Source organism: Actinomadura gamaensis, assembly GCF_042652125.1.
Lineage (GTDB): Bacteria > Actinomycetota > Actinomycetes > Streptosporangiales > Streptosporangiaceae > Spirillospora > Spirillospora gamaensis.
Genome location: NZ_JBHSIT010000013.1, coordinates 228031 through 252869 on the forward strand (window position 1 = coordinate 228031; position 24839 = coordinate 252869).

Annotated in this window: 28 protein-coding genes; 19 read left to right on the forward strand and 9 right to left on the reverse strand. The window is 71.8% G+C overall.

The features are described 5' to 3' along the window. The first annotated feature begins 153 nt into the window (after positions 1-153). The 5 genes from ACFPCY_RS36265 to ACFPCY_RS36285 all read left to right on the forward strand — a co-directional run bounded on the left by ACFPCY_RS36265 (position 154) and on the right by ACFPCY_RS36285 (position 2622). Positions 154-375, forward strand: coding sequence for a hypothetical protein (locus ACFPCY_RS36265; protein ID WP_378263085.1), 222 nt, complete (start codon positions 154-156; stop codon positions 373-375). A gap of 2 nt (positions 376-377) precedes the next feature. Further along, positions 378-917, forward strand: coding sequence for a DUF6879 family protein (locus ACFPCY_RS36270; RefSeq protein ID WP_378263087.1), 540 nt, complete (start codon positions 378-380; stop codon positions 915-917). A 9-nt stretch (positions 918-926) separates the two neighbouring features. Further along, positions 927-1775: a helix-turn-helix domain-containing protein gene (locus ACFPCY_RS36275; protein ID WP_378263089.1), complete on the forward strand. Its 849-nt coding sequence runs from the start codon at positions 927-929 to the stop codon at positions 1773-1775. Between the two features lie 124 nt (positions 1776-1899). Then, complete coding sequence (locus ACFPCY_RS36280; protein WP_378263091.1) at positions 1900-2154, forward strand: hypothetical protein; 255 nt, start codon at positions 1900-1902, stop codon at positions 2152-2154. 219 nt (positions 2155-2373) lie between these two features. Beyond that, a complete protein-coding gene (locus ACFPCY_RS36285) occupies positions 2374-2622 on the forward strand; it encodes a hypothetical protein (RefSeq protein WP_378263093.1) in 249 nt (82 codons plus the stop codon). Positions 2623-2793: 171 nt separating this feature from the next. Here the strand turns inward: ACFPCY_RS36285 and ACFPCY_RS36290 are convergent, their stop codons facing one another. Further along, positions 2794-3171 (reverse strand): hypothetical protein, encoded by a 378-nt coding sequence (locus tag ACFPCY_RS36290; protein WP_378263095.1) that lies wholly within the window; start codon positions 3169-3171, stop codon positions 2794-2796. A 214-nt stretch (positions 3172-3385) separates the two neighbouring features. On the opposite strand from ACFPCY_RS36290, the gene ACFPCY_RS36295 reads away from it, so the two are divergent. The 5 genes from ACFPCY_RS36295 to ACFPCY_RS36315 all read left to right on the forward strand — a co-directional run bounded on the left by ACFPCY_RS36295 (position 3386) and on the right by ACFPCY_RS36315 (position 7949). Beyond that, positions 3386-4111: a helix-turn-helix domain-containing protein gene (locus ACFPCY_RS36295; protein ID WP_378263097.1), complete on the forward strand. Its 726-nt coding sequence runs from the start codon at positions 3386-3388 to the stop codon at positions 4109-4111. An 831-nt stretch (positions 4112-4942) separates the two neighbouring features. Beyond that, positions 4943-5272: a type II toxin-antitoxin system RelE/ParE family toxin gene (locus tag ACFPCY_RS36300; RefSeq protein ID WP_378263099.1), complete on the forward strand. Its 330-nt coding sequence runs from the start codon at positions 4943-4945 to the stop codon at positions 5270-5272. 30 nt (positions 5273-5302) lie between these two features. Beyond that, positions 5303-6397 carry a HigA family addiction module antitoxin gene (locus tag ACFPCY_RS36305; RefSeq protein WP_378263102.1) on the forward strand — a complete coding sequence of 365 codons (1095 nt, stop codon included), beginning with the start codon at positions 5303-5305 and terminating at the stop codon, positions 6395-6397. A 142-nt stretch (positions 6398-6539) separates the two neighbouring features. Beyond that, complete coding sequence (locus tag ACFPCY_RS36310; protein WP_378263104.1) at positions 6540-7460, forward strand: NADP-dependent oxidoreductase; 921 nt, start codon at positions 6540-6542, stop codon at positions 7458-7460. Positions 7461-7529: 69 nt separating this feature from the next. After that, positions 7530-7949: a helix-turn-helix domain-containing protein gene (locus tag ACFPCY_RS36315; RefSeq protein WP_378263106.1), complete on the forward strand. Its 420-nt coding sequence runs from the start codon at positions 7530-7532 to the stop codon at positions 7947-7949. Here ACFPCY_RS36315 and ACFPCY_RS36320 read toward each other — a convergent pair. Both ACFPCY_RS36320 and ACFPCY_RS36325 read right to left on the reverse strand, forming a co-directional pair. After that, a complete protein-coding gene (locus tag ACFPCY_RS36320; RefSeq protein WP_378263108.1) occupies positions 7921-9168 on the reverse strand; it encodes a serine hydrolase domain-containing protein in 1248 nt (415 codons plus the stop codon). The genes ACFPCY_RS36315 and ACFPCY_RS36320 overlap by 29 nt on opposite strands. Next, complete coding sequence (locus tag ACFPCY_RS36325) at positions 9165-9437, reverse strand: hypothetical protein (RefSeq protein ID WP_378263110.1); 273 nt, start codon at positions 9435-9437, stop codon at positions 9165-9167. Before ACFPCY_RS36325 ends, ACFPCY_RS36320 begins: the two co-directional genes overlap by 4 nt. Positions 9438-9521: 84 nt before the next feature. Between ACFPCY_RS36325 and ACFPCY_RS36330 the strand changes: the two genes are divergently transcribed. Then, positions 9522-9974, forward strand: a complete 453-nt coding sequence (locus ACFPCY_RS36330; RefSeq protein WP_378263162.1) for a MarR family winged helix-turn-helix transcriptional regulator — start codon at positions 9522-9524, stop codon at positions 9972-9974. On the opposite strand, the gene ACFPCY_RS36335 is transcribed toward ACFPCY_RS36330, so the two are convergent. Continuing rightward, complete coding sequence (locus tag ACFPCY_RS36335; RefSeq protein ID WP_378263112.1) at positions 9964-10380, reverse strand: organic hydroperoxide resistance protein; 417 nt, start codon at positions 10378-10380, stop codon at positions 9964-9966. The genes ACFPCY_RS36330 and ACFPCY_RS36335 overlap by 11 nt on opposite strands. A gap of 87 nt (positions 10381-10467) precedes the next feature. On the opposite strand from ACFPCY_RS36335, the gene ACFPCY_RS36340 reads away from it, so the two are divergent. Beyond that, positions 10468-10923 carry a MarR family winged helix-turn-helix transcriptional regulator gene (locus ACFPCY_RS36340; RefSeq protein WP_378263115.1) on the forward strand — a complete coding sequence of 152 codons (456 nt, stop codon included), beginning with the start codon at positions 10468-10470 and terminating at the stop codon, positions 10921-10923. Between the two features lie 264 nt (positions 10924-11187). Here the strand turns inward: ACFPCY_RS36340 and ACFPCY_RS36345 are convergent, their stop codons facing one another. After that, positions 11188-11499, reverse strand: a complete 312-nt coding sequence (locus ACFPCY_RS36345; RefSeq protein ID WP_378263117.1) for a hypothetical protein — start codon at positions 11497-11499, stop codon at positions 11188-11190. A gap of 186 nt (positions 11500-11685) precedes the next feature. Between ACFPCY_RS36345 and ACFPCY_RS36350 the strand changes: the two genes are divergently transcribed. From ACFPCY_RS36350 to ACFPCY_RS36365, 4 genes are all read left to right on the forward strand, one after another. Then, a complete protein-coding gene (locus ACFPCY_RS36350) occupies positions 11686-12087 on the forward strand; it encodes a helix-turn-helix domain-containing protein (RefSeq protein WP_378263119.1) in 402 nt (133 codons plus the stop codon). Between the two features lie 144 nt (positions 12088-12231). Continuing rightward, positions 12232-12468, forward strand: a complete 237-nt coding sequence (locus ACFPCY_RS36355; protein WP_378263121.1) for a hypothetical protein — start codon at positions 12232-12234, stop codon at positions 12466-12468. 119 nt (positions 12469-12587) lie between these two features. Beyond that, positions 12588-13940 (forward strand): hypothetical protein, encoded by a 1353-nt coding sequence (locus ACFPCY_RS36360; protein ID WP_378263123.1) that lies wholly within the window; start codon positions 12588-12590, stop codon positions 13938-13940. A gap of 76 nt (positions 13941-14016) precedes the next feature. Further along, positions 14017-14943 carry an LLM class F420-dependent oxidoreductase gene (locus ACFPCY_RS36365; RefSeq protein ID WP_378263126.1) on the forward strand — a complete coding sequence of 309 codons (927 nt, stop codon included), beginning with the start codon at positions 14017-14019 and terminating at the stop codon, positions 14941-14943. Between the two features lie 144 nt (positions 14944-15087). Here the strand turns inward: ACFPCY_RS36365 and ACFPCY_RS36370 are convergent, their stop codons facing one another. Both ACFPCY_RS36370 and ACFPCY_RS36375 read right to left on the reverse strand, forming a co-directional pair. Then, positions 15088-16806, reverse strand: coding sequence for an MFS transporter (locus ACFPCY_RS36370; protein ID WP_378263128.1), 1719 nt, complete (start codon positions 16804-16806; stop codon positions 15088-15090). Between the two features lie 275 nt (positions 16807-17081). Next, positions 17082-17948 carry a TIGR02452 family protein gene (locus ACFPCY_RS36375; protein ID WP_378263130.1) on the reverse strand — a complete coding sequence of 289 codons (867 nt, stop codon included), beginning with the start codon at positions 17946-17948 and terminating at the stop codon, positions 17082-17084. Positions 17949-18066: 118 nt separating this feature from the next. On the opposite strand from ACFPCY_RS36375, the gene ACFPCY_RS36380 reads away from it, so the two are divergent. The 3 genes from ACFPCY_RS36380 to ACFPCY_RS36390 are packed head-to-tail and all read left to right on the forward strand — an operon-like array spanning position 18067 to position 23547. Next, positions 18067-19407, forward strand: a complete 1341-nt coding sequence (locus ACFPCY_RS36380; protein WP_378263132.1) for a DUF3152 domain-containing protein — start codon at positions 18067-18069, stop codon at positions 19405-19407. Between the two features lie 49 nt (positions 19408-19456). Next, a complete protein-coding gene (locus ACFPCY_RS36385) occupies positions 19457-21019 on the forward strand; it encodes a 3' terminal RNA ribose 2'-O-methyltransferase Hen1 (protein WP_378263134.1) in 1563 nt (520 codons plus the stop codon). Beyond that, positions 21016-23547 carry a polynucleotide kinase-phosphatase gene (locus ACFPCY_RS36390; RefSeq protein WP_378263136.1) on the forward strand — a complete coding sequence of 844 codons (2532 nt, stop codon included), beginning with the start codon at positions 21016-21018 and terminating at the stop codon, positions 23545-23547. Before ACFPCY_RS36385 ends, ACFPCY_RS36390 begins: the two co-directional genes overlap by 4 nt. A gap of 167 nt (positions 23548-23714) precedes the next feature. On the opposite strand, the gene ACFPCY_RS36395 is transcribed toward ACFPCY_RS36390, so the two are convergent. Next, a complete protein-coding gene (locus ACFPCY_RS36395) occupies positions 23715-23960 on the reverse strand; it encodes a TFIIB-type zinc ribbon-containing protein (protein WP_378263138.1) in 246 nt (81 codons plus the stop codon). Positions 23961-24010: 50 nt separating this feature from the next. Next, positions 24011-24838 carry a phosphotransferase family protein gene (locus ACFPCY_RS36400; RefSeq protein WP_378263140.1) on the reverse strand — a complete coding sequence of 276 codons (828 nt, stop codon included), beginning with the start codon at positions 24836-24838 and terminating at the stop codon, positions 24011-24013. Position 24839 lies beyond the last annotated feature (1 nt).

Sequence of the window (24839 nt, forward strand, 5' to 3'; positions counted from 1 at the left end):
GCTGGACTTCTCCGACTCGACGACGGCCGAGAACGCCGAGTCGTGGTCGAGTAACCGCCATGTGGCGCTCACGGCAGTTGACGCTCGTCCCGCTCCCTTGAAGGCTGCGCAGGGTGAGCAAGTCGTAGCAAGCCGCTGGAGAGGGCGACGACCATGCGACTACGGTTCCTCGGGACGGACTCCGATCAGGGCGGGTGTCCCGCGATGTACGCGACCGATCGCGGCACGTACGTCGTCCAAGGCAAGATCGTCGCGGACGCGGCGGCGATCGGCGACGTCCGCGACCTCGCCGGGGACGAGACCATCGTGGAGATCGAGCCCTCGCTCGTGAGGCACCTGATCGAGCACTACACCGCCCACCACGCGAAGGGGTGACCGTGGCCGACCTGCTGACCGGCGACGACTTCGGCGCGATCTTCACCACCGTCCGCCGCTCGGCGTTCCGGCTGGAGACCAGGGACCGTTACGACGTGCCGTCCGAGCACGAGCGCGTGCGGCGGTTCCTGGCCGGAGACCCCGACGAGGACTACCTGCTCGCCGCCCATGACTGGGGAGCGATGACACGCGCCGCGGCCGCCGAGGGACGGCCGTTCCGGCGGGTCCGCGTCGTCACGGTGCCGCTCGGCGACTACTCGCAGTATGCGGCGTGGTCCGCGCAGGGCAACCTCGCCGCGGGTGAGGAGATCCGCTACCTCGAACGGGACCAGGCCGAGGCACTGGGCCTGCCGGTCCGGCCGCCGCATGACGCCTGGCTGCTCGATGACGAACGGGTCGCCGTCCTCCACTTCGACGACGAGGACCACCTGCTCGGCGCGGAGATGCTCACCGACCCGGCCGCGGTCGAGCAGCACCGGGCATGGCGCGACACCGCCTGGAAGGCGTCCGTCAGCCGGGACGAGTTCCTGCGGAGTCTGTGACCGCCGGTCATGTCCACGTCTCCCCAGCAGGCGCGCGAGGCGCTCGGCGTGCGGCTGCGCGAGCTGCGGCAAGACGCCGGGCTCGCGCAGCGGCGCCTCGCCGAGCAGGCCGGATGGCACGAGGCGAAGGTCTCGAAGATCGAACACGGCAAGCAGACGCCCAGCGAGGACGACATCCGGGCATGGTGCCGCCTCGTCGGCGCCGACGACCACGTTCCGGACCTGATCGCGACCGTCCGGAACATCTCCAGCTCCTACCGGGAGTGGCGGCGCGAGTGGCGCGCCGGCGCGCACCGGAGGCAGCAGACGATCGCGGCACAGGAGTTCGAGACCACGCTGTTCCGGATCTTCGAGCCGATCGTCATCCCCGGCCTCCTCCAGACCCGCGAGTACGCCGCGCAGCGGTTCCGGGACAACATCGCCTTCCACAACACGGGCGGCGACGTCGAGACCGCCGTTCAGGCCCGCATGGACCGGCAGGCCGTCCTCCACCGCGGCGACCGCGACCGCCGGTTCCACATGGTCGTGTGCGAGGTCGCGTTGACGATCGGCCTCGCCGCCGACGACGTCATGGCGGCGCAGATGGAACGGCTCCTGACGTTGTCGATCCTGCCGCGCCTCAGCCTCGGCATCATCCCCACCCGCGCCCGTCACCGACGGGCCCCGCACACGGGGTTCTGGGTGTTCGACGAGCGTCTCGTCCTGGTGGAGACCGCGGCGGCCGAGCTGGCGATCACGCAGCCGCGGGAGATCGGCGTGTACGTCCAAGAGTTCGATTGGCTCGCCGCGTCGGCCGTGTACGGGGCAGAGGCGCGCGAGCTGATCTCCGGGGCAATCCGGACGCTTCGAGCAAGCTGAAGCAAGTTCCTGGTCAGCGCGGCGGGCGTACGGCCACTGTGGAGGCGTTCACGCCGAACGGCCCCGGTCCGCTGCGGGAACAGCGGGTGATCCGGGGCCTTGATCGGACGCGGAGGTCCGACCCATGAGCGATCGCAGGGCTGCTCCGAGCGATGTGGGACCTGCTCCGACGGAACGGTCCGATCTCCGCGACCTCGAACGCGACTTTCCCGACTGGTCGATCATCGTCTCCAGCACGGGACGGTACTGGGCCACGCGCGGCCCGCGTCCCGGGGAGCAGGTGCGGCACGGCGCGTCGGCGGCGGACGCCGACACCCCCGATGAGCTGCGCGCCCGGCTGGCTGAGATCTCCGCCGACGAAGAGGGTCGGTGGCTGTGAACGCGGGCGCGGCGGAACTCGTAGCGCGGTCACCCGCCGCGCCCGCCCGGCGTCGTGTGGCCGCAGGAGAGGCCGGGCTCACGCTCGGTTCCGGCCGCACGGCTCGACGCGGCACGGGAGGCAATTCCGCCCCTCTTCGTGCCGTGCCGCCCGGTCGCCGTATCCGCGTCGGCGGCCGGGCGGCGTTCAGAGGATCGGGCTGGCAGCAGGGCCGCCGCGATGTGTAGCCGCCGCCGGGACGACCTGCCCGACCCGGAGGCGCTCCCCGACCCTGCCCTGCTCACCCCCGCCCAGCGGCTCGCCCTCCAGCTCTGGGCGTACAACAAGTTCCTCGACGCGATCGTCACCGAGTCCCAGCGCGCCTTCGGCCGGGCGGAGGATCCGGAAGCCGTCCGCGTCTACGGCGACATCGTGGAGCGCGCCGGCGCGCGCCGCCGCGAGTATGAGCGCGACACAAAGACTGCATAGGGAGGTGAAGGCGCGGTGAGGTTCGAGGACGCCGGTGACTGGTCGGCTGCGCCGCCGACGTCGCCCGCAGACCACGAACACCACGTATTCAGACCTGATGCCTGACCTGGTGTCGAGGCGTTTTCGACGCCTTCCCCATGACCCGGCACGTGGAGTGCCTCGCGGTCCTGGTCAGGGGCTAGCGCAGGACGCCTCCGACGCGCTGACCGGACGCCAGTGCCTGGTCTTGGGAGCGGTGAACCGCACCCGCAGGCACCGGCCGTCCGCGTCGGCGGCGGCCGCCGTCCCGGTGACCCGCCGCTGGAAGGACTCGCCGCCCGCCTCGCACACCACGTGCGTCGCGATCAGATGGGTCAGGCTGACGCACGCCACGGCGGTCGCGACGGTCGCGCTCGTCCGGTGCCCCGCGATCTTGTGGGTCTCGGCGCGGCTCAGCGTGATCTCGCACGACCCGCCCCCGCAGCGCCCGTCCCCGCCGGCCCGGCAGTCGGCGGCCGCCGTCCCGACCAGGCACAGCGCCCCGGCGAAGAGAACGATCACGCGGCGCATGCGCCCACCCCCGTCCGATCCGCTCACCCCCGACGGTAGGCCGGGCCCCCGCGCGACCCAAGGTCCGGATGTGGCCCCCGAGGATCTCACCACCACCCCGCACCCTCACATCCCCTTCGGCGTGACGACGCTCGTCGCGTCGGCCTCCTCATCGCAGTTCGCCGTGACCGTGTGCCCCGTCCGCGTAGCGTGAAGGGAGAATTCGGGAGGAGCCATGCCGGACGGCGTCGGACGGCGGATCGCGCGGGCGCGCAAGCTTCGCGGGTTCACGCAGCAGCAGCTCGCGGATCGCGTTCCGTGCTCGAAGAGCCTGATCGCGCAGGTGGAGCGCGGGCACAAGCCCGCGTCGCAGGCGCTCGTCTCCGGGGTCGCGCGGGCGCTGCGCGTCGGCGTCGGAGACCTGACGGGGCAGCCCTACCGAGGCGAGACCGCGCGCGAAGATCTCGTGCACGCCTGCGTCCCCGATCTGCGCCGCTCCCTGCTCACCTGGGACCTTCCGGACGACGAGGTCCGCCCCCGCCCGCTCTCCGAACTCGAAGCCCCCCCACCGTCCACTAACACTCGGTGGACGAGGGCAAGCTGGCCGCCAATCGTGGGCTTCACGTGGCCCTCCTCGCCGACATCGGCCGCGGTTTGCCCCGCGATCGCATGTCCCGTACGGCCGCGTTCCACTGGCCCCACTGCGCCGAATCCCGCGCGTCCCAGTGGATCCGCAAGTACCAGCCCCTTCGCGAGGCCGTCTCCGTCCTCCTCGAACAGTCGCGCACCGCTGCCCCGAGCCGCGAAATCCGCGGCCCGGCCGCTGGTGGGCGACACCGCGTCCCGGACCCGGGCAGGTCGTCCAGGAGGGCACATCGGTCCCGGAGGCCGACACGTCCGAAGGCCGACACGTCCGAAGGTCTCCGCGCCGGTTGGGCGGGCCAGCTTCGGCGGTGAGTGACCCGCTGGCCGCCCCCGCCGACGAACTCGTCACGACCTGCCTGCGCGTGAAGTTGCTGCTCAGCCCCTCCCGGACGAGACGACCGAAGTCCTTCTGGTGACCAACCCGGCCATACCGGGCATCGGCGAGACCGTCCGCTGGGACGGGGGTTACCTTGATTCCTCCGGCGCGGCTCGGAGGCTGCGTGAACACGGCAGTCGCGCCCTCTCCGTGTCGGAGCAGACACCCGACCACTTCAACTTCACGGTGCGCGAGGCCCGTCGCATGCTCGTGGGGCCGAACAGCATCGCCCGATGGGCGTCAGCACTTTCGCCACCTGGCTCGGCACCCTGAGTTTCACACGACTGTGAAACTTCACTCTCGTACCCTTCACCGAGACTTGTTCGCGTGACTGGCGAGACCTGCAAGGAGACCCGGCCGGCGCCGCGTCGCGAGTTCCCGGGCTGGACGATCACTCAGGCGCGCACGACATCGGCCGTCGGTGGGCGACGCTGGCAAAGACCTGGACGGTTCGTCCGGGAAGGCGGGTCGATGGCCGAGCCCGATACGTCATAGGCGAGCGACGGTTGCTGAAGTCGATGTTCGGCGAGGCGTGCTCCGCTGTCCGACTTCGCGGACGCGTTCGCGTCGTCCAGGCCGAGTCGGACTTGAGCGCCTCCGACCAGGTTCGGCCACCTGTCATGTGTTTGTCGGGTTTGCCGTGAAGCGATGCAGGTCACGCAGCAGACTCGATTCGGCCACGCACGATCTTGATCAGGTTGTGGCAAAGTTCTTCCCCGTAACGGGGGTCAGCGTTTACCTACTTGGTAAATACTCAAAGGGGGATCGGGATTGGAGGTGCGGTATGGCGATCCGGACCTGCGTGCCCTCTGCGAGTCCGACCGGGACCTGCGCAGGAAGTACGGCTCTGAGTGCGCCAAGAAGATCAGGACGCGGCTTCAGGCCCTGCGCGTCGCCGACAGCATCGACGACCTCATGCAGATGCCAGGTCACTGCCACCCGCTCAAGGGGGATTACTACGAGGACTGCTACGCCTTCCGCCTGCACGGGGCCATGCGCCTGATCTTCCGGCCCATGACCGACGAGGAGCGAGCGGCGGAGGGGATCCCCGACGTCCAGACGGCACTAGTCGTTGAGATCATCAACTACCACTGCGGCTGACCGCACCACGCGTAGGGAGGAGTGAGGGCGATGACGAAGCGGACCTACCCTGAGGTCGAACCGGACTATGCGGTACCGCCAGGCGAGACCATCCGTGAGTTCCTGGACGAACTGGGGATGACGCAGCGCCAGCTCGCCGCCCGCCTCGGTCTCTCCCCCAAACACGTCAACCAGTTGATCCAGGGACTCGTGCCGCTCTCGCCGGACGTGGCTGCCCGGTTGGAGCTGGTCACCGGGATGTCGGCGCGACTGTGGAACCGTATCGAGGCCGACTATCGGACGGCACTCACGCGTCAGCGCCAGCGCCAGGACTTTGCCGAGCTGAACGCCTGGGTCAAGGACGAGATGCCCGTCGCCGAACTGGTGAAGCGCGGCGTTCTGCCCCCTGAGCCCAAGGACCTGACGAGCAGAGCGCAGCAGTTGCTGTCATTCTTCGGCGTCGCTCAGCTGCAGACCTACAGGGAGATCTACGAAGAGTCCGCAGTGCAGTTCCGGCAGACCAGGACCTTCAAGGCCAGCCCTGGGGCGGTCGCGGCCTGGATTCGACTGGGGGAGCTCAAGGCGCAGGACGTTAGCTGCCAGCCCTATGACCGGGAAGGCCTGGAAGCCGCACTCCCTCGGTTGCGCAGTCTGACGCTGCAGCCGCCGAAGGTGTTCCTCAAGGTCGCTCAGGATATCTGCGCAGCGCATGGCATCGCCGCCGTCATCGTCCCAGAGATCACTGGAGCCCGTGCTTCGGGTGCGACCAAGTGGCTCGGCCCGGACAAGGCGATGGTCATGCTCAGCGGGCGCTACAAGACGGACGATCAGCTCTGGTTCACATTCTTCCATGAGCTCTGCCATGTGATCCGGCACGGCAAGGGCGTGTGGATCGAGAACGGCAAAGATCATAAGGATCCGCAGGAGCAAGAGGCTGACTCCTTCGCGCGTGATCTCCTGATCCCTCCTGCGAAGGCGCCACTCTTGCGAGCGCTGAAGACGCTCGAACAGATCAAACGATTCGCGCAGGGAATCGACGTGGCGCCAGGCATCGTCGTCGGCAGGATGCAGCACGAGGGCATCTTGAACTACAGGCATGGCAACAAGCTCAAGCGGGACATCGACCTGGCCGAGATTCGGGACTGAACGGAGGCTCGGCGCCGCGTCGCGGAGTCTCGAAGCCCTCCCCATGTCTCTTCGCAAGCCCTGTCGGCGGCCCGGTGGGGTTTGACCTCAAGGCTTGTTGAGGTTTTAGCGTGGTGATCACTTGAGGATGAAGGAGATCATCGTGCGGGTTGTGGGATTCAGTGAGCCGGGCGGGCCGGACGTGCTGCGGATTCTGGAGGTGGCGACGCCGGAGGCCGGGCCGGGGGAGGTTCGGGTCCGGGTGAAGGCGGCCGGGGTGCAGCCGTTCGATCTCGCGGTGCGGGAGGGGTGGACGCCCGGGTACCTCGACTCGCCGCCGCCCTACCCGCGGGTGCCGGGGAACGAGTTCGCCGGCGTGGTCGACCAGGTGGGGGACGGCGTTTCGGGCTTCGCGGTCGGGGACGAGGTGATGGGCAACTCGGTCCTCGGGTCGTACTCGGAGTTCGTCGTGGCGCCGGTCGCGAACGTCACGCCGAAGCCGGCGCGGATGCCGTGGGAGGTCGCCGGGGCGTTTCCCGCTGCGGTGATGACGCCGCACATCGCGCTGGAAGACCTGCGGGTGGGGGAGGGGGACACCCTGCTCGTCCACGCGGCGGCCGGCGGGGTCGGGGCGGTCGCGGTGCAGCTCGCGGAGATCGCCGGCGCGACCGTGATCGGGACGGCGAGCGAGGAGAACCACGAGTACCTGCGGTCGCTGGGCGCGATCCCGGTCCGCTACGGGGACGGGCTGGCCGACCGGGTGCGGGAGGTCGCGCCCGGCGGGGTGGACGCGGCGATCGACGGCGCGGGCGGGCACGCCCTCGAGGTCTCGCTGGAGCTCGTCAAGGACCGGGACCGGATCCTCACGCTGGTCGAGCACGCGCGGGCCGAGGAGCTGGGCGTCCGGTTGACGTCGGCGGCGAAGCGGTCGATCGCGCGGGTCGCCGAGGCCGCGCGGCACTACGAGGACGGACGGCTCGACCTGGCCCTCAAGGGCGTCCACCCCTGGGGGCGGGCCGCGGACGCGCACCGCCAGGTCGCCACCGGGCACGGACGCGGCAAGGTCGTCCTGGTCATGGACTGATTACCGTGATCTTCCCTATCCCGCTCCGTTCCGCGGTAGTTTGGGGAGCGATAGGGAAGGTTGGGGATCATGACGGACGAGCTGTACTCCGTCGACCGGGTGGCCGAGATGCTCGGCCTGCACGTCAAGACCGTCCGGAACTACGTGCGCACCGGCCGCCTCAAGGCCACCCGGATCGGCAAGCAGTACCGGATCACGAGCCGGGACCTGGACGCGTTCACCGGCGCGACCGAGATCGTGCCGGACGAGCCGCCCGAGCGGCGCGCGCAGGTGTCGAGCGTCGTCCGCCTCGACGCCGTCCGCCCCGAGGAGGCCCGCCGCATCGCCGCGTTCGTGACCGGCGCCGCCGGGTCGCGGGAGGGACGGCCGCTGCTCGTCCAGACGTCCTACGAGGAGGCCCGGTCCGTGCTGACCCTCGTGTTCGTAAGTGATCTCGACCGCACCGCCGACCTCCTGAAGGTCATCCCGCCGCTGCTGAGGCGACCGTGACGCCGCTGGACCGCGCCGCGCGCACGACCGCCGCGACCAGCCCCGCGTTCTCCCCCGCCCCGCCTCCGCCGCCCACCGCGAACCTCCGCCGGACGTAGCTGTAGGCGATCCCGGACGCCGGGTCGGCGAACGCCTGGGATCCGGTCGCGCCGCTGTGCCCGAACGCGTCGGTCCCCAATTCCGGGTACCGCCGCGCCTGCGCCTCGAAACCGAGCGCGAAATGGTCGTGCTCGAAGGTCACGAGGTCCGTCCCCGCGCCCGCGCGCGGGGACGCGAACTCGGCGATCGTCTCCGCCGTGAGCAGCGGCGATCCCGAGGCCCGGGGGCTGATGGCGGCGGCGTACATGCCCGCGACGCCCCGGGCGTGCCCGACGCCGCCGGACGAGGTCGGGCCGAGCGCGCGTGTGGCGCGCGTGTTCGCGAAGGCGACCAGGAACTCGCCGACGTCGTCCACGTCCGGGGAGTTCGCGTTGAACGCGATGCCGGTGAGGCTGTCGGCGGCCACCTTCCCGGCGGCCCGGGCTGCCGGAAGCACCGGGAGGAACCGGGATTCTTCCGACTCCGGAAGCCCCAGGTGGAAGTCCAGATCGTGCGGCGCCCGGATCCGCTCCTCGAAATGCTCCTGGATCGTCCGGCCCGTGACGCGCCGGACGACCTCGCCGGTCAGCGCGCCGATCACGAACGCGTGGTATCCGTACGCCGTGCCCGGCTCCCAGAACGGCCGCTGACCGGCCAGCCGCGCCGCGATCAGTCGGTCATCCGCCAGCTCGGCGGCGCCGAACCCGCCGTCCGCGCCGACCAGCCCGGCCCGGTGGCCGAGCAGGTCGCGCAGGGTGAGGCGGTCCTTGCCGTGCGCGGCGAACTCCGGCCAGACCTCGGCGACGCGCCGGTCGAGCTCCAGCGTGCCGTCCTGGACGAGCAGGGCGACGACCAGGTGCGCGGCGCCCTTCGCGGTCGAGAACAGGCCCGTGATCGCGTGCTCCCCGGCGGGCGAGGCCCACAGGTCCACCACTTTCCGGCCGTTCTGGAACACGGCCAGCTGGGCGTCCGGATCGCCGTCCGGTCCGTTCACGGCCGCCGCGAACGCCGCGCGGACGCCCTCGAACCCGTCCGCCGTGAACCCGTGCGCCCGACCCGCCGCGAGCCCGTGCGCCGCGAGCCCGTGCGCCGCGAGCCCGTGCGCCGTGAACGCGTGCGCCGTGAACGCGTGCGCGCTCATCGCGCCTCTCCCTGCTCGTCGCTCACCAGGCCGTCGATCGCCGCGAAGAACTCCTCGATACCCGGACGGTTCGGGCCCTTCGCCCGCGACGCCCGGAAGTCCTCGGCGCTCCGCCATTCCACGATGTCCAGCCACTCGTTCCCGGGCAGCTCGACCAGCCGCGCGCCGAGAAAACCCTCGCGGTCGGCCTGGAAGTCCGCCAGCATCGCCGGGCGCGCCGCCAGCAGCCGCGCCCTGTCGCGCGCCGTGAACCGGGTCAGTTCGATCATCGGATCCCGCCTCCTTCGACGGGACGAGACGGTATAGTCACCTCCAGAGATAGTCAATATCAGTGACAATAACTGGAGGTGACCATGCGGCGCGGTGAGCGCAAGCGCACGGACCCGGACCTCGGCATCCTCACGACCAGGCTGTTCTTCGGCATCCAGCGCGAGCTGTTCGCGACCCTCGCCGAGCAGGGCTACGGCGACCTGCGCGCCCAGCACGGCGCCGTCCTCGCCCACCTGGACGAGGACGGCACCCGCGCGACCGACCTCGCCCACCGCTCCGGCCAGCACAAGCAGGTGATCGGCAAGCTCGTGGACGAGCTGGAGGCCCTCGGCTACGTCGAGCGCCGCCCCGACCCGTCCGACCGCCGCGCCAAGCTGGTCGTCCCGACCGGGCGCGGCCTCGCCCAGATGCGCGACTCGGACGCCGTCCTCGCCGCCATCGAGGCCCGCCACGCCGAGGCCGTCGGCCGGGACGCCTACGCCGGCTTCAAGCGCACCCTGCGAGCCGTCGCCGAGGCGGGAACCGCTACTCGATGACGATCTCGAACGGGATGTTGCCGCGCGTCGCCTTCGAGTAAGGGCAGGCCGCGTGCGTCTGCTCGACGAGCCGCTCGCCGACCTCGCCTTCGAGGTGCTCGGGGAGCTCGACGTGCATGACGACGCCGATGCCGAACCCGCCGTCGGACGGGTCCTTCCCGATGCTCACCTCGGCGGTGACCGAGACGTCCTCGATGTCGAGCTTCATGGCGCGGGCGACGTTGCCCATCGCGCTCGCGAAGCAGGCGGCGTAGCCCGCCGCGAAGAGCTGCTCGGGGTTGGTGCCCTTGCCGTCCCCGCCGAGCGCGGGCGGGAAGGCGAGCGCCAGGTCGATCTGGCCGTCCGAGCTGACGGCGCGGCCCTCGCGTCCGTTGGCGGTGGCGACGGCGGTGTACAGCGCGTCCATGATCGGACTCCTCTCGGTGTGTGTCCGGTCCTACTGTACACAACTTGATTGTGCACAATTGAATCGGCCGAGAGGTACCCTGGTCACATGACGCCCGACGACCGCGCCGACGACCTCCTCCGGCTCGACCGGCAGATCTGCTTCTCGCTGCACGCCGCGACCCGCGCGTTCAACGGCGTCTACCGGACCGTCCTGAAGGACCTCGGCCTCACCTACCCCCAGTACCTGGTCATGCTGACCCTCTGGGAGCACGGCGAGCTCCCCGTCAAGGACATCGGCGACCGCCTCCGCCTTGACTCCGGCACCCTGTCACCCCTGCTCAAGCGCCTGGAGACCGCCGGCTACGCCACCCGCCGCCGCAGCGAGCAGGACGAGCGCTCCGTCATCGTCAGCCTGACCCCGGACGGCTGCTCCCTGCGCGACCGGGCCGCCGACATCCCCCTCCGCATCGCCCACGCCGCCGGCCTGACCCTCGACCAGCTCCAAACCCTTCGCTCCCTCCTGACCACGGTGACCGAAAACCTCGACGAAGCCGCCCTCTGACGCCTCGCTCACGGCATCCGGACGACCCCGCGGAAGTTTTGAGTGGCGCCGTTCAGTCGGCGGGTTCTCCCGGGTCCGCGAAAGGAAGGTCGAGCAGGCGAAGGTGTGCTGCTCGACCGGGGCGTCGTGCCAGGAGAATGGGCCGGACCCGGGCGGCCGGGAAGGGGGAAGAGGATCCTCCGGTCGGCGCGGGTGTGGGGTGCAACGGGCTCTCGGGGCCCGGAGGACCCGCGCCGGCCGGAGGGGACCGCGGGGGACGGGCGGTCAGCGGGCCAGGAAGGCCGTGACGACGGTGGCCAGGACGGCCGCCGCCGCGGTGATCAGGGACAGCAGGGCGACGGTGTGGCGGAAGCGGGTGTCGAGACTGCCCCTGGTGACCTGTTCGCGTTCGGCCGCGGTGAGCCGGTCGTCCAGGTCCTGGAGCTGGCGGGCGAACTCGTCGGCGCGGCGGTCGTGCAGATCGTCGCGCTGGTAGAGCAGGGCGATCCTGCCCTCCAGCCCGGTGATCCGGACCTCCGTGCCGCGGCGCAGCTCCGCCAGGGCCAGTTCGGCGGTGATGGGTCCTTCCTCGGTCAACGGCTTCAGCCTCTCGTCGATGATCGGGCGCCGCGCCGGTGACCGGGAGGTCCCGTTCCGCGGACCCGTGCTTCCACCATAGGAACGTTCCGGCAAAGTGACAAGGGTATGTCTGGTAATAACCGGAAATAGTGAGGTAGGAAATTTTCCACTCCCGATTGCTGGATGTTCCTTACTGTTTCCGCCATGCTGGAGGGCATGGGAAGCGGTCCCGATCGGGAGCGGGTCGCCAAGTACGTGGTGGCGCGGCGCGGCGCGCTCGGGCTCACACAGGAGGCGCTCGCCGAACGCGCGGGTGTGACGGTCAAGACCGTCTACAACCTGGAGGCGGGCGGACGCTGGCCGCAGGCGCGCACCCGCGCCGCGATCGAGGCGGCGCTGCTCTGGCGGTCCGGCGACCTCGCGCTGGTCGGGGACGGCGGCGAGCCCGAGGAGGCCGAGCGGAACGAGCCGCGCGGCGACCAGGCCGTCCGCGAGCTCGCCGAGCTGGACGCCTACTTCGCCGACCTGCGCGCCGGTGACGCCGACAAGCGCCGCATGGCGATCGCCTTCCTGCGCGCCCTCTACGGCGAACCCGACGGCCGCTGAAACTTTCTCGTACTGACCGGTTGTTGCGGCCTTGACACAGGGGCACACTAGGGGTGCCGGACCGGGTCAGACGGCCCGGCGGGCGCCGCCTCGCCGCCGCGCCCCGGGATCCCCGCTCCCGTCGGATGAGGAAGTGGCCAAGCGATGCTCGCCCTCGCGATCGCCGCCGGCGCCGGAGTGGTCGGCGCGCTCGCACTCGTCCTCGCGCTGGAGGCCGTCCGGCTGGCGCGCCAGATCCGCGCCGGGCAGTGCAAGCTCGCCCACCAGGTCGAACTCCAGACCCGCGTCATGGCCGCCGCCGCCCGCCTGGCCGCTGCCGCGGCCGCCGACTCGCGCCCGCCCGACTCGCGCGGACGCCCGGACGGATCTCCCCCGCGTTGACGCCACCCCGTAATCACTCGGCGTGACGACACAGGTGTCCGAAGCTAGGAGATCGGCTCCGACCCGGCTACAACGGAACCGATCGCGAAGCTTTCCGGCCAGGTCACGGGGGACCCTCAATGATCCACAAGGGAGCCGGGCGGATCGGCGTCCGCGGCCTCGCCATGCTGTCGGCGGCCCCGCTGCTCGGCGTCGTCCCGCTGCTCGCCCCGCAGGACGCGAAGGCCGACGGGCCGGTGAACGTCGGCGAGCGCGAGCATCACGGGCCACCTCCGGTGACGCCGTCGCTTCCGGCGCGTCCGGCGGGACGTCCGCAGGCGGTGGAGCCCGCGGGCCTGACGATCGAGACGTCCGACCCGTCGATGCCAGTCCTGCCCGGACGCACCTACACCTGGCCGTTCGCGGTGACGAACACGAGCCGCACCAGAACGGACCCGGCGATGCTACGAGCGCCGCTGTCATGCCTGCTGCCCGCTGCCCCGGGGGCCACCGGGAGCGCCGACCGCGCGGACTGCGCGCTCGCGACCACGAGCACGCCGGACCTGAACCTCGGCTACGACGGCGCCACCGCCCGGACGCGGGTCCTGCGCGCTCCGGCGCTTCGAACAGCGGCCGTGCCCAGCCACAAGGCCACCGAAGCCGCGCGCCCGTACAAGCGTCCCAACCACGAGACGCGCCCCAAGGCCCCGCTGCCGCAGGTCGAGCACCCCCGGCCACCACGTCCTGCACCGCACACCCACCAAGTCCCGACCTCCGGCCACGCGCCGACCTCCGCGCACGCCCCGGCCTCCGCGCACGCGCCGACCTCCGCGCACGCGCCCACCGCGCATGCCCCGAGCGCCGCGCATGCCCCGAGCGCCGCGCATGCGCCGCGTGCCGACGCGCCGCGCGACCACGCGCTGAACACCGCGCACGCGCCGAGGACCGCCCACGCGCCCACCGCTGCGCATGCGCCTCGCCCCCACGCACCGAGCACTGGGCAGGCCCCGAGCGCTCCGCAAGTGCCGGGTGCTGGGCGTGCGCTGAGTGATGCGCACGCGCCGAGCGCTGCGCATGCGCCGGGTGCTGGCCGTGCGCCGAGCGCCGCACATGTGCCCAGTTCGCACGCGCCGAGCTTGGCGCAAGCGCCGAGCACTGCGCAGGCACCGAGTACTGGGCAGGCGCCCAGCTCGCACGCGACGCGTGCTGGGCAGGCGCCCAGCTCTCCCGTGTCGAGCGCTGGGCACCCGGAAAACGCCGCGCGTGCGTCGGGTGCTCACGTGCCGAGGGCGGGGCATGCGTCGAGTGGCTATGCGTCGAGTGCGGCGCAGGTGTTGCGCGCGGTGGGGGCTCGGTTCGGCGGGATGCGGATGCTCCTGCGGCCTGGCGATTCGACCGATCTCATCGTGGACGCGTCGTTCGGCCTGCTCGTGAGTGGCCTCGTCCTCGCGTATGTGGGCCGCCGCCGGCGCGTGATCCGGTCTCGGGACTGACCCCACCGCAGGGCCGGAGGGGTGGGGTGCGACCCCGCGTGTGCGAGACCGGGGCGGGGCGTATCAGGATAGGAGCATGCGTCTTCGGATCTTCACCGAGCCCCAGCAGGGGGCGAGCTATGAGACATTGCTGGCCGTGGCGAAGGCCACGGAGGACCTGGGCTTCGACGCCTTCTTCCGGTCCGACCACTACCTGAAGATGGGGGACGTGTCGGGCCTTCCCGGGCCGTCCGACGCCTGGATCACCCTGGCGGGGCTGGCCCGCGAGACGAGCCGGATCCGCCTCGGGACGCTGGTGACCGCGGCGACGTTCCGGTACCCCGGCCCGCTCGCGATCTCGGTCGCGCAGGTGGACCAGATGAGCGGCGGACGCGTCGACTTCGGCATCGGCACCGGCTGGTTCGGGGAGGAGCACACCGCCTACGGCATCCCGTTCCCGAGCCTCGGCGAGCGGTTCGAGCGGCTGGAGGAGCAGCTCCAGATCATCACCGGCCTGTGGCGGACGCCCGAGGGCGAGACCTTCGACTTCGAGGGCCGGCACTACACGCTCAAGGACTCTCCGGCGCTGCCGAAGCCCGCCCGTCCGGACGGCCCGCCGGTGCTCGTCGGCGGCGTCGGGGCGAAGCGGACGCCGCGCCTCGCCGCGCAGTACGCCGACGAGTACAACGTCCCGTTCCACAAGGTGGACGACACGGCCGCCGCGTTCGGCCGGGTCCGCGCCGCGAGCGAGGCGCAGGACCGGACGCGTCCGATGGTGTACTCGGCCGCGCAGGTCGTGTGCTGCGGGCGGGACGAGGCGGAGATCAAGCGCCGCGCCGACGCGATCGGCCGCGACGTGGACGAGCTGCGCGAGAACGGCCTGTGCGGCACGCCCGCCGAGATCGTGGAGAAGCTCGGGCGGTTCGCCGAGATCGGCACCGAGTGCGTCTACCTCCAGGTGCTCGACCTCAACGACCTCAACCACCTGGAACTGCTGGCGTTCGAGGTGCTCAACAAGCTCTGACCGGAAACGCGGGTTCCCGTGGCCCGCGCGATGCTCGCGGGCCACGGGACTCCCGGACGACCGTCCAAACGGCGGACGCTCGCCGCCAGACGGTGATCGTCCCGCCGGGCGCCCGACCGCGTCGCCGGGCGCGCGACCGTGTTGTCAGGCGGTGGCGGTGCCGTCGTCTTCGCGCGCTCGCGGCGGGAGCAGGAAGGCGATCAGGAAGGTCAGCAGGAGGAGCCCGGCCACGATCCCCAGCGTGATCTTCATGGCCGCGCCGAAGCCGGTCTTCGCGGAGTGCAGGCCGGACGCCTGCACGACCTGGACGATCTTTCCCGCCGACTGCGGGTGCGCGCCGGCGGCCGTCCGCACGTCGGACTCCAGCCGGACGCACGACGCCGGGTTCTTCGCCTGGTCCTTCGCGGTGGCCCGGTCGTGCCCGCAGGCGCGCAGCCCGGCCGTGATCCGGTCCTGCTCGGACGCGGCGATCCCGGCGGACGCGAGGCTCGTGCGCAGCGCGGGCGCGTCCCGGTCGGACGCGGTCGCGACGTGTCCGCCGAGCAGTCCGAAGAACACGGTGCCGAGGACGGCCGCGCCGAGCGCCGCGCCGAGCTGCTGGATCGCCGACAGCGTCCCGCCCGCCGACCCGGTCTCGTGCGGTTCGACCGCGGCGAGCACGATGTCGAAGAACGGGGCCATCAGCAGGCCCATGCCGAAGCCGGTGACGACGAGCGCGGGCGCGAGCTGCCACGGGCTGACGCCGACGCCGGCGAGCTGGAGGGTGAGCACGAGCCCGGCCACCCCGGCGGCCATGACGATCGCGCCGGCCTGGAGGGCCGTCCGGCCGTGCTTCTGCATCGCCATCGCGACGGGGAACCCGAGGACCGTGCCCGCCGACCAGGGGATCTGCGACAGGCCGGCCTTGAGCGGCGAGTAGCCGAGCCCGATCTGGAGGTAGAGCGAGTAGGTCAGCGAGAACCCGATCATCCCCGCGAAGAAGACCAGGCCCACGGCGAGCCCGCTGGAGAAGCCGCGCTTGGTGAACAGCGACGGGGTGATCAGCGGGTCGCCGCCGCGCCGCTGCCGGCGCAGCTCGTGCCGGGCGAACACGGTGAACACCACGCCGGACCCGGCCATCATGACGAACATCCAGGCGGGCCAGTCGAGCTCGCGGCCCTGGACGAGCGGGTAGACGATCAGTCCGGCGCCGAGCGCGGCGAGCAGCGCGCCGACCAGGTCGAGGCGGGACCCGTGGCCGTCGTGCCCGGGCGGCAGGAAGAACAGGCCGAGGACGACCGCGGCCACCCCGAGCGGCAGGTTGATCAGGAAGATCATCCGCCAGCCGGTGCCGAACAGGTCGGCGTCGATGAGCCAGCCCGCGAGCACCGGACCGGCGACCGAGGACAGGCCCATGACCGGACCGAACGCGCTGAACGCCCTGGTCATCTCGTCCGGCGCGAACATCCGCCGCATCATGCCGAGGCCCTGCGGGATCATCATCGCGCCCGCCAGGCCCTGGAGCACCCGCGCGCCGACCAGCATGCCGGGGGAGACGGCGACGCCGCAAAGCAGCGAGCCGAGCGTGAACCCGGCCGCGCCGATGAGGAACATCCGCTTGCGTCCGTAGAGGTCGCCGAGACGTCCGCCGGTGAGCAGGCCGATCGCCATCGCGAGCGTGTACCCGGCGGCGAGCCACTGGATCGTGGCTGCCGACCCGCCGAGGTCGCCGCGGATGGTCGGCGCGGCGATCGTGGTGACCAGCGAGTCCAGCATGTCCATGATCTCGCCGAGCAGGATCACCGCGAGCGCGGCCCAGCGCCAGCGGAACAGCGCGGGTTCGGCGCCCGGCGGACGGGTCTCCCCGGCAGTGGTTTCGATCATCACGGCCCCCAAGGGACGAGGAACAATGTTCGTGGAAGCAAACGCCGTTCATCCAAGGAACGACGTTCGTGATAAGTACGATGTTCGTACGGTGAGACGGCAGGCCCCGGCCGGGAAAACCTCTCTCGTGTAGAGAAGATATATCTCGTTCGCCCGAAGTCAAGATGTATCGCGAAATTCGTGCCCGTCTCCGCGCATGCGAAAGCGCCGCGGTCCCGGCGGCGAACTTCCGGGACGGCGGCGCTTCAGGCGGCGTCCAATGGGTCTCTGAGCTGCTAGAACTCCTCGAAGGCGCGCTGGAACGGGGCGAGGCGGGGCGCGCCGGGCGCGGTGTCGTAGATGGCCAGGACGACCGTCTCGAACCGCCGCGCGAACGGACCGCCGTCCGGACGGAGCGCGTCCGCGAACGCCTCAGCCACCTCGGACGGGTCGTTCCGGAACACGCCGCATCCCCACGCGCCGAGGACGATCCGCCGATGTCCCTGCGCGAAGGCGGCCGCCAGCACCTTGAGCGCCCGCCGCCGCAGCACCTCGGGCAGCCGCGCGAGCTTGTCGGCGTCCTTCGTCGCGCCCCGGTTCGGTGCGGGCGAGGTGAGGAACGCGACGGAGTACGGCTCCTCCAGCAGCGCGCCCGCGTCCGTGCGGAACACCGGCACGCCGGGGGAGTAGATCATGTGGTCGGTGTAGAGCGGGTCGCGCAGCTCGCGGTGCACCTCGTAGTACTCGCGTGCCGCGCGCAGCGACGCGTACAGTCCCGAAGCGCGCGCGAGCCCCTCCTCCTGCGCGTGCGCGCCGTTGAGGAACCCGCCGCCCGGATTCTTCGCCGACGCGAAGTTCAACGCCAGCACCTCACCGGCCTCCGCGCCGTCGCTCGCGCCGTTCTGGGTGGTGAGGCGGAGCGCGGCCTGGAGGGTGGTCTCGGTCGTCACCTCGACGCGCGTCGCCTCGGCGTCGGGCGGGACGGGAGGCAGGGCGTCCAGCAGCGCGGTCAGTTCGGCGGGACGGTACAGGACGGTTCCGTCCACGCAAGCGCGCAGCTTCGCGCTCAGTTCCACCTCGCGCCCGGACGGCGCGCGGTAACCTCCTCGTTCGAGGATCTCGACGGTCTGCCGGGCCTGGGCCCGCCTCGGTTCTCTGCTCATCGGGTCGGATGATTTCGGACATCGCCCGCGGCCCGCCAGCCATTTTCGGGTTTCGCCGACCCGCCGATCAGGCCAAAAGGATCGATTCCGGTCGGGTTTCTGGCATGCTTGCACCGTCATGGAGCCCCCTCGCCCCCGCCGGGGACGGCGCGATCCGTACCCGCCGCAGAACCCGTACGGCCAGCAGCCCTACGAGCAGTCGCCGTATGGTCCGCGGTACGACGAGCCTCGGTATGACGAGTCTCGGAACGAGCAGTACCCGCCGCAGCAACCCCAGCAGCCGCCGCACCAACCCCAGCAGCCTCAGCAGCAGCCGCACCAGCCTCAGCAGCAGCCGCCGCACCAGCAGCTCCCACCGCAGCGGCACGCTCAAGGATCACCCCAGCCCCAGGCCCAGCAGCCGTACCAGCCGCAGCATCGGCAGTCGCAGCCAGGCCAACCCCAGCCGCCCCGGCCCCAAGCCCAGCCGCAGCACGCGCAGCCGCCTCACGACGACTACCACGCGGCGCCGGTGCCGGAGGCTCCGCCCGCCGACGGGTTCTTCGGGGACGACCCGCCGGGCGGCGGACCGCTCGCCTCCGGTCCCGACGGGCTGTTCGACCCGACCGGACGCGTCGGAAGGCCCGTCCTGGACGAGCGGCTCTCCGCCGATTTGGACCGTGACTTCGCCGGCGCCGACCGCGGTCGCACGGCCACCTACGTCCTCGGCATCGGCGCGCTCGTCCTGATCGCCGGGACGGGCATCGCCGCGATGGTCGGCGCGACCACGCTGTCCGGCGGCAAGCCGCCCAAGCCGCAGCTGGAGCCGCAGGTCGTCCCGTCGATGGGGGCGAAACCGGGCGACGTCCCGCCGGACCCGCCGACCGTCCAGCCCGCGCGTCCGCCGTTCATCCCGGACCACGGCACGGGCAGGTTCGCCCGCGCCGAGGGGGAGACCGCGACGGTCGGGCGCGGCAAGCTCCGGCGCTACGCGGTCGAGGTCGAGGGCGGGACGAAGCAGAGCGCCACGACGTTCGCGCACTACGTCGACAAGATCCTCACCGATTCGCGCGGCTGGACGGCGGGCGGGAAGTACTCGTTCAAACGCGTCGGTACCGGGCAGCAGGCCGACTTCGTGATCCGCCTCGCGTCCCCGGAGACCACCGACAAGCTGTGCGCGACGCACGGGGTCATGACGGCCGGGCGCGGCAACTGCTCCTCCGACAAGGAGGTCGTCGTGAACCTCAAGCGGTGGCTGCTGACGACCACCTACTACCAGGGGCAGACCGGCTCCTACCGCGCGCAGATGGTGAACTACGAGGTCGGCCGCGTCCTGCACTATCCCCGGATGTCCTGCCCGGGCACCGACAAGCCCGCGCCCGTGATGATGCAGCAGCTCGCGGGCCTGGACGGATGCCGCCCGAACGCGTGGCCGTACAGCCGCGCGGGCCACTTCGTCTCCGGCCCCGAGGCCCCCTGACGCAAGTATTGGCTGGTCGCTTCGGGACGTCTCGGGCATCCTTGGGCGGGTGCTCCTGACGATCTCGACCACCCGAGCGCCCGCGACCGACCTGGGCTTCCTGCTGCACAAGCATCCCGACAAGGTGCAGCGGTTCGAGCAGGCGTCCGGTGTCGCGCACGTGTTCTACCCGGAGGCGGACGAGACGCGCTGCACCGCGGCGCTGCTGCTGGAGGTCGATCCGGTCAAGCTCGTGCGCACGCGCGGTAAGAGCAGCCCGGACTTCGCCCTCGGCCAGTACGTGAACGACCGTCCGTACGCGGCGTCGTCGTTGCTGGCGTCCGCGATGGCGGGCGTGTTCCGCACCGCGATGCGCGGACGCTGCGACGCCCGCCCCGAGCTGCCGGCCGTCCCGCTCCCGCTGGAGATCAAGCTTCCCGCGCTGCCGTGCCGGGGCGGCCCCGAACGGGCCGAACGCTACTTCGCGCCGCTCGGCTGGCGCGTCGAGGCCGTCCCGGCGCCGCTCGACGAGTCCTTCCCGAGCTGGGGCGACTCGCGGTACGTGAGCCTCACGCTGACCGGCGAGCTGCGGCTCGCCGACGCGCTGAACCAGCTCTACGTCCTGCTGCCCGTGCTGGACGAGTCGAAGCACTACTGGATCGCGCCGGACGAGGTGGACAAGCTCATCCGCGCCGGGGAGGGCTGGCTCGCCGCGCACCCGGACCGCTCCGGGATCACGCGCCGCTACCTGGCCAACCGCCGTCCGCTCGTGCGGGCCGCGCTCGGCCGCCTCGCCGACTCCGACGACGCGCCCGAGGACGCCCTCGACCGCACGTCCCTCGACGAGGAGCCGGCCCCGGACGAGACCGCCGCGCCGGCCCCGGACGAGACCGCCGCGTCGCCGCAGGAAGAGATCGCCGCGCCGGTGCAGGAAGGGATCGCCGCGCCGGCGCAGGAGGAGACCGCCGCGCCGGTGCAGGAGGAGACCGCCGCGCCGGTGCGGGAGGCGGACGCGAAGCCGTCCCTCGCGGAGCAGCGCGTGGAGGCCGTCCTCGCCGCGCTGCACGAGCAGGACGCGAGCACGGTTCTCGACCTCGGCTGCGGCACCGGGAAGCTGCTCGCGCGCCTCAAGCGCGACCGGGCGTTCACGAAGGTCACCGGCGCGGACGTGTCGTACCGCGCGATCGAGATGGTCCGCCGTCGCGGCATCCCGGACGACCCGGACGACCCGCGCCGTCCGGCCCGCGTGACGGTGTTCCAGTCGGCGCTGACGTACGCCGACCGGCGGTTCGAGGGCTACGACGCGGCCGTGCTGATGGAGGTCGTCGAGCACGTCGATCCACCGCGCCTCGCGGCCGTCGAGGGCGTGGTGTTCGGTGCGGCGCGTCCGGCGTCGGTCGTCGTGACGACGCCGAACGCCGAGTACAACGTCCGCTACGAGGGGCTCGCGGACGGCGCGATGCGCCATCCCGACCACCGCTTCGAGTGGACGCGCGCCGAGTTCGCGTCGTGGGCCGGGCGGGTGGCCGCCGCGCACGGCTACGGCGTCCGGTACGTCCCCGTCGGCGACCTCGACCCCGAGGTCGGCGCTCCGACCCAGATGGCCGTCTTCACGAAGGAGGGCGCGCGATGACCGAGATCAGGCTGCCCGAGATGGGGCTGGTCGTGCTCGTCGGCGTGTCCGGTTCGGGCAAGTCGCACTTCGCGCGCCGCCACTTCAGGGAGACGCAGGTCGTGTCGTCCGACCGCTGCCGCGCGATGGTGGCCGACGACGAGAACGACCAGTCCGCGACCGGCGACGCGTTCGCGCTGCTGCACCACATCGTCCGGACGCGGCTGCGGCGCGGCCTGCTGACCGTCGTGGACGCGACGAACGTGCAGGCCGGCCCGCGCCGGCAGCTCCTCCAGATCGCGAAGGAGTGCGACGTCCTGTCGGTGGCGATCGTCCTGGACGTCCCGGAGAGCGTCGCCGTCGCGCGGAACGCGGCGCGCGCCGACCGCGACCTGCCGGACCACGTCGTGCCGAGGCAGCGGCGCGAGCTGCGGCGCGGCCTGCGCTCGCTCCAGGGACGCGAGTTCAAGCGCGCCTACGTCCTGAACGGCGTCGAGGAGATCGACGCGGCGACGGTCGTCTACGAGAAGGCGTGGCCGGACAAGCGCGAGCTGACCGGCCCGTTCGACATCGTCGGCGACGTCCACGGCTGCCGTGCCGAGCTGGAGGAACTCCTCGGCGAACTCGGCTACGCCATCGAGCGCGACGGGAGCGGACGCGCCGTCGGCGCCCGCCACCCCGAGGGCCGCACGGCCGTCTTCGTCGGCGACCTGGTCGACCGCGGCCCGGACACCCCGGGCGTCCTGCGCCTGGTCATGGGCATGGTCGAGGCCGGGACGGCCCTGTGCGTGTCGGGGAACCACGAGCAGAAGCTCGTGCGCGCGCTCAACGGCCGCAAGGTGAAGGTCGCGCACGGCCTCGCCGAGTCGCTGGAGCAGCTCGCGCGCGAGCCGGACGACTTCCGCGAGCGCGCGCGCACGTTCATGGACGGTCTCATCAGCCACTACGTCCTGGACGGCGGGAAACTCGTCGTCGCGCACGCCGGGCTGAAGGAGGAGTACCAGGGACGCGCGTCCGGACGTGTCCGCTCGTTCGCGCTGTACGGCGACACCACCGGCGAGACCGACGAGTACGGGCTTCCCGTCCGCTACCCGTGGGCGCGCGACTACCGGGGCAAGGCGATGGTCGTCTACGGCCACACGCCCGTCCCGAACGCGGAGTGGCTCAACAACACCATCTGCCTGGACACGGGCGTGGTGTTCGGCGGCAAGCTGACCGCGCTGCGCTACCCGGAGAAGCAGCTCGTCCAGACGCGCGCGCACGAGGTCTGGTACGAACCGACGCGTCCGCTGAAGGACGAGTCGAGCGACCACGGCCTGCTCCGCATCGAGGACGTGATGGGCGCGCACGGCGTCGAGACCGCGTTGATGGGACGCGTCGCCGTCCGCGAGGAGAACGCGCTCGCCGCGCTTGAGGTGATGAGCCGGTTCGCGGTCGATCCGCGCTGGCTGGTGTACCTCCCTCCGACGATGGCTCCGGCGGACGCGTCGTCCCTGGACGGCTATCTGGAGCACCCGGCGGAGGCTTTCGCCGCATACCGCGCCCTAGGACTGGAGAGGGTGATCTGCGAGGAGAAGCACATGGGCTCCCGCGCGATCGCCGTCGTCGCGCGCGACAAGGCCACGGCCGAGACGCGGTTCCGCATGGACGACGGCACGTCCGGCGCTCTCTACACCCGCACCGGACGGTCGTTCTTCAAGGACGCGGCGCGCACCGACGCCGTCCTCGCGCGCGTGCGCGACGCGATCGGCGAAGCGGGCCTCTGGGACGAGCTGAACACCGGCTGGCTCGTCCTGGACTGCGAGCTGCTGCCGTGGTCGGCGAAGGCGATGGACCTGATCCGCACGCAGTACGCCTCGACCGCCGCCGCCGCGCGGGCCGCGCTCCCGGCCGCGTCCACGGCTCTCGCGCAGGCGCACGCGCGCGGGCTGGACGTCGCGGACCTCCGCGAACGCACCGAGCACCGGGCCGTGAACGCCGCGCGCTTCCGCGACGCCTTCGCCCGCTACTGCTGGGACGTCGAGAGCGTCGGCGACCTCCGCATCGCGCCGTTCCAGCTCCTGGCCGCCGAAGGGGAGACGCTCGCGACGACCCGCGACCACGAATGGCACATGGCCATGGCCGACCGGCTCACCGCGGCCGACGGGTCCGGGCTCGTCCGGGGCACCGCGACCCGCGTCGTGGACCTCGCCGACCCCGCGTCCGAGGCGGACGCGACGTCCTGGTGGGAGAAGCTCACCGCCGACGGCGGCGAGGGGATGGTCGTCAAGCCGCTCGGTCCGCTCCCCGAGGACCGCAAGGTGCAGCCGGGCCTGAAGGTCCGGGGACGTGAGTACCTGCGGATCATCTACGGCCCCGACTACACCGACCACCTCGACCGGATGCGCGCCCGCTCGACGGGCCGCAAGCGCTCGCTCGCGATGCGCGAGCACGCGCTCGGCCTCACGGCCCTCGACCGGCTCACCGCCGGGGAGCCGCTGTGGCGCGTCCACCAGGCCGTGTTCGCCGTTCTGGCCCTGGAGTCCGAACCGGTGGACCCGCGCCTCTGACGACGGCGCACGCGACGACGAGCACGCGACGACGGCGCACACGACGCGCGCACACGACGCGCGCACGCGAGGCGCGCACGAGAACGGCCCGCCGCCTCGTCTTCTGAGGCGCGGGCCGTCTTCGTGCGGCTTTCCAGGCGGTGTCGCCCAGGTCGTGAAGAGTTCGCTCAGGTCGTGAAGAGGGCGTGGAAGAGGCCGCCGTGGTGGCCGTGATGTCCGTGGTGGCCGTGGTGTCCGCCGTGGTGGCCCCAGGCGGGCGGCGGCGGGGCGGCGTGGTACCCGGCCTCCATGCGGCCGAGGGCCTCCAGCTCGCCGTAGTCGAGGAAGACGCCGCGGCAGTTGTCGCACTGCTCGATTTGGACGCCGCTGCGGTTGTACGTGTGCATGTAGCCGTGGCACTTGGGGCAGTGCATCGCCTATGTCGTCCTTCCGGTCCTGAGGCTCAGGTAAGCAAAAGGTAAATCTAAGGTAGTTCCGGCAGCTCCGCGATTCTGACGCACGCACCCACGAGTCCGGTTTCCTCCGGTCCGAGATCCCGGTCCTCCTCGGCCGCCATCCGGACGGACGTCGCGGCGATCTGGACGACGAGCGCGCGGGACGGGACGTCCAGCACCGTCCATTCCGAACCCTCGTCCGGCGGCACGGCCACGCCGCCCGCCTCGCGGTACGCGTGCAGGAAGCGTCCCCAGGCGTCGGGCGCCAGGATGCCCGCCGCGAAGAGCGCGGCGAGACGCGCGAGGTCCCATGCGGGATCGCCGCGTCCGATGTCCTCCACATCGATCATTCGCCACGTGCCGCCTTCGCCCGCGCGCACGAGCTGCCCCAAGTGGAAGTCGCCGTGCAGCAGCCGCTCGTCCCGCACTTCGGGGACGGGCCCGTCCCCGCGCACCCACGCGGGGAGAACGGCGAAGGCGCGGCGTACGGCGTCGGCCGCTTCGCCGTTGCCCAGGCGCGACACCGCGCGGGCCACCCGCGCGGGACGTCCGAAAGGCGGCGTGTCCGCGGGCACGGGGACGGCGTGGAGCGCGGCGAGCAGGCGCGCCGCGTCCTCCCACGGCGGGTCGTACGGGTCCACCGGCGTCCCGTACCGCTCCAGCGTGACCGTCCGGCCCTCGACGTCGAGCGGCGGGCCTAGCGGCGCGCAGAACAGCGCGGGCAGGGACGCGGCGATCTCGACGCGCCGGGCGAACTCCGGCCCGACCGCCCGGCCGGGACGGTGCGCCTTCGCGACGACGTCCCCGGACCGGACGACCAGCACACCATTGCGGTCATAGATGACTTGCGCGGACACC

What these genes read in the sequence shown, in the direction of transcription:
- ACFPCY_RS36265 (WP_378263085.1), top strand. Translation starts at nt 154, where the DNA reads ATGCGACTACGGTTCCTCGGGACGGACTCCGATCAGGGCGGGTGTCCC.
- ACFPCY_RS36275 (WP_378263089.1), top strand. Translation starts at nt 927, where the DNA reads ATGTCCACGTCTCCCCAGCAGGCGCGCGAGGCGCTCGGCGTGCGGCTG.
- ACFPCY_RS36280 (WP_378263091.1), top strand. Translation starts at nt 1,900, where the DNA reads ATGAGCGATCGCAGGGCTGCTCCGAGCGATGTGGGACCTGCTCCGACG.
- ACFPCY_RS36285 (WP_378263093.1), top strand. Translation starts at nt 2,374, where the DNA reads ATGTGTAGCCGCCGCCGGGACGACCTGCCCGACCCGGAGGCGCTCCCC.
- ACFPCY_RS36290 (WP_378263095.1), bottom strand. Translation starts at nt 3,171, where the DNA reads ATGCGCCGCGTGATCGTTCTCTTCGCCGGGGCGCTGTGCCTGGTCGGG.
- ACFPCY_RS36295 (WP_378263097.1), top strand. Translation starts at nt 3,386, where the DNA reads ATGCCGGACGGCGTCGGACGGCGGATCGCGCGGGCGCGCAAGCTTCGC.
- ACFPCY_RS36305 (WP_378263102.1), top strand. Translation starts at nt 5,303, where the DNA reads ATGACGAAGCGGACCTACCCTGAGGTCGAACCGGACTATGCGGTACCG.
- ACFPCY_RS36315 (WP_378263106.1), top strand. Translation starts at nt 7,530, where the DNA reads ATGACGGACGAGCTGTACTCCGTCGACCGGGTGGCCGAGATGCTCGGC.
- ACFPCY_RS36320 (WP_378263108.1), bottom strand. Translation starts at nt 9,168, where the DNA reads ATGAGCGCGCACGCGTTCACGGCGCACGCGTTCACGGCGCACGGGCTC.
- ACFPCY_RS36325 (WP_378263110.1), bottom strand. Translation starts at nt 9,437, where the DNA reads ATGATCGAACTGACCCGGTTCACGGCGCGCGACAGGGCGCGGCTGCTG.
- ACFPCY_RS36330 (WP_378263162.1), top strand. Translation starts at nt 9,522, where the DNA reads ATGCGGCGCGGTGAGCGCAAGCGCACGGACCCGGACCTCGGCATCCTC.
- ACFPCY_RS36335 (WP_378263112.1), bottom strand. Translation starts at nt 10,380, where the DNA reads ATGGACGCGCTGTACACCGCCGTCGCCACCGCCAACGGACGCGAGGGC.
- ACFPCY_RS36340 (WP_378263115.1), top strand. Translation starts at nt 10,468, where the DNA reads ATGACGCCCGACGACCGCGCCGACGACCTCCTCCGGCTCGACCGGCAG.
- ACFPCY_RS36350 (WP_378263119.1), top strand. Translation starts at nt 11,686, where the DNA reads ATGCTGGAGGGCATGGGAAGCGGTCCCGATCGGGAGCGGGTCGCCAAG.
- ACFPCY_RS36355 (WP_378263121.1), top strand. Translation starts at nt 12,232, where the DNA reads ATGCTCGCCCTCGCGATCGCCGCCGGCGCCGGAGTGGTCGGCGCGCTC.
- ACFPCY_RS36360 (WP_378263123.1), top strand. Translation starts at nt 12,588, where the DNA reads ATGATCCACAAGGGAGCCGGGCGGATCGGCGTCCGCGGCCTCGCCATG.
- ACFPCY_RS36365 (WP_378263126.1), top strand. Translation starts at nt 14,017, where the DNA reads ATGCGTCTTCGGATCTTCACCGAGCCCCAGCAGGGGGCGAGCTATGAG.
- ACFPCY_RS36370 (WP_378263128.1), bottom strand. Translation starts at nt 16,806, where the DNA reads ATGATCGAAACCACTGCCGGGGAGACCCGTCCGCCGGGCGCCGAACCC.
- ACFPCY_RS36375 (WP_378263130.1), bottom strand. Translation starts at nt 17,948, where the DNA reads ATGAGCAGAGAACCGAGGCGGGCCCAGGCCCGGCAGACCGTCGAGATC.
- ACFPCY_RS36380 (WP_378263132.1), top strand. Translation starts at nt 18,067, where the DNA reads ATGGAGCCCCCTCGCCCCCGCCGGGGACGGCGCGATCCGTACCCGCCG.
- ACFPCY_RS36390 (WP_378263136.1), top strand. Translation starts at nt 21,016, where the DNA reads ATGACCGAGATCAGGCTGCCCGAGATGGGGCTGGTCGTGCTCGTCGGC.
- ACFPCY_RS36395 (WP_378263138.1), bottom strand. Translation starts at nt 23,960, where the DNA reads ATGCACTGCCCCAAGTGCCACGGCTACATGCACACGTACAACCGCAGC.